General features: G+C 33.4%; 2 protein-coding genes. Both read right to left on the reverse strand.

What is annotated here, in order from left to right; genetic code table 11:
- Positions 1 to 297, reverse strand: a 297-nt coding sequence (locus BPMYX0001_RS27040; RefSeq protein WP_033799457.1) for an IS6 family transposase, incomplete at its 3' end; no start/stop codon positions are given.
- A 253-nt stretch (positions 298 to 550) separates the two neighbouring features.
- Complete coding sequence (locus BPMYX0001_RS35060) at positions 551 to 1,411, reverse strand: N-acetylmuramoyl-L-alanine amidase family protein (RefSeq protein WP_006097365.1); 861 nt, start codon at positions 1,409 to 1,411, stop codon at positions 551 to 553.
- Between the last annotated feature and the right edge of the window lie 483 nt (positions 1,412 to 1,894).

Here is a 1,894-nt window from a genome sequence, read left to right on the forward strand (position 1 = left end):
TTCAGAATCTACTGCGCGATATAAATACATCCATTGACCTTTTACTTTCACATACGTTTCATCGACTCTCCAGGAATCATTTGTCGTCTTAAGATGACGTCGTACTCTTTCGTCTAATTCAGGTCCATATTGATGCACCCAACGCATAATGGTGGTGTGAGCAATAGACAAACCTCGTTCCTCCATCATTCCTACCAAATCACGAAAACTGAGGTTGTACCGTAGGTACCATCTCACAGTTAATAAAATCATATCAGGTTGATAATGCTTCCATTTGAACAAATTTTCCTTTTTCATACCGATCACACACCTTTTTCTAGAGTAATACTATCAGTATGTCCAAGTTTAGAAGATTACTTGCAAAAGTTTTAGAATTTTTGCACCAGAACCAGAATATTTACTACCCATTATTCTTAAAGACGTTATTTTTTCTAGATTAATAAGAAGAGATAACACACAAAAAAGACACCCCCACAGGTGTCTTTTTTGTTATAGAAATATCTTAAAATAGATATCTGGTGTTCATTTATTCAGTCTAAAAGACCTTTTGTTACATCATAACGCCATCATCATTGAATGAATACCATTTTCCATCAATGAAATGTTTTCCTACTACCATTGCACCATTAGATTGTAAGTAGTACCATTTTCCGAATACTTGTACCCAACCTTTTTGCATCTCCCCATTTGCATTCATGTAGTACCATGTACCATTCACTTTTACCCAGTCTGTTGCCATAGAGCCATTAGAATGGAAATAGTACCAATTTCCATTTTGTTGTATCCAACCTTTTTGCATCTCCCCATTTGTATTCATGTAGTACCATATACCATTCACTTTTACCCAGTCTGTTGCCATAGAGCCATCTTCGTTAAAGTAATACAAAATCATGTTGATAGATTTCCAGCCTTTAACCATGTAGCCATCTTCGTTAAAGTAATACCAATTTCCGTCGATAGTTTTCCAGCCTTTAGCCATATACCCGTATTGAGAAAAATAATACCAATTTCCATTGATGTAATTCCAATCAGTAGCCATGGAGCCATCTTCATTAAAGTAGTGCCAGTTTGTTTTATCCATTCCTTCAAAACGTTTCCATCCTGTAATCATGGCGCCGTTATCATCAAAGTAATACGTTTTTCCATTAATTTTCTTTAGGGAAAATGAAACCATTGCCCCATCATTTTCAAAATAATACCATGTTCCAGTTATATTTTTCCACCCTTTAGCCATAGACCCATCTTCATTAAAGAAATACCATTTTCCTTTATCCTGAATCCATCCACTTTTTGCTTTAACTTGCTCACTTGCATATGTATGATCTTTCGTAATACCATTTTTTTCTGCATGAGAAACTGCAGGAACTATAAACATAGTAGACATTAAGATTGGTAAAATAACTTTCTTCATTTTCCACGCCCCCCAAAATAATGTATAATTTTAGTTTTTATTTCCACAAAAATAATTATATTATGACTTTTAAATACAATCAATAGTTTTCGTAACAAAAATGTAATTTTTTTCAATTCAATGTAACAAAAGTAATTTATAGGTAATTGTTATTACCTTTTTGTTACATTAAGATGAGCACTACATAGCCATCAAGCTAAAATTTTATAGTACCCCCAGAACGAAATTCTGTGCTAACTTGTAACAAAAAAGCTTATTTTTTCGTTTTAGGGTAATTCTGAATTCTTAAGTTGATGGGCATGGCCCCACCATATCATTTCGGGAATTTTGTACGTTTAGACACATTTCAGACACATTTGAGCAGTTTCCTGTACGTTAAATTAAAATGAATAATTACTATTTTTCAGCATATCCTAACTCTTATCCTATTACATAGGTTGGAGAGGACTTTATGCTAAAACATAAATTATCCATAATATTTTG

The organism is Bacillus pseudomycoides DSM 12442 (genome assembly GCF_000161455.1).
GTDB lineage: Bacteria > Bacillota > Bacilli > Bacillales > Bacillaceae_G > Bacillus_A > Bacillus_A pseudomycoides.

Excerpts from the sequence above, each read along its gene's own strand:
- BPMYX0001_RS35060 (WP_006097365.1), bottom strand. The coding sequence starts at position 1,411 with ATGAAGAAAGTTATTTTACCAATCTTAATGTCTACTATGTTTATAGTT.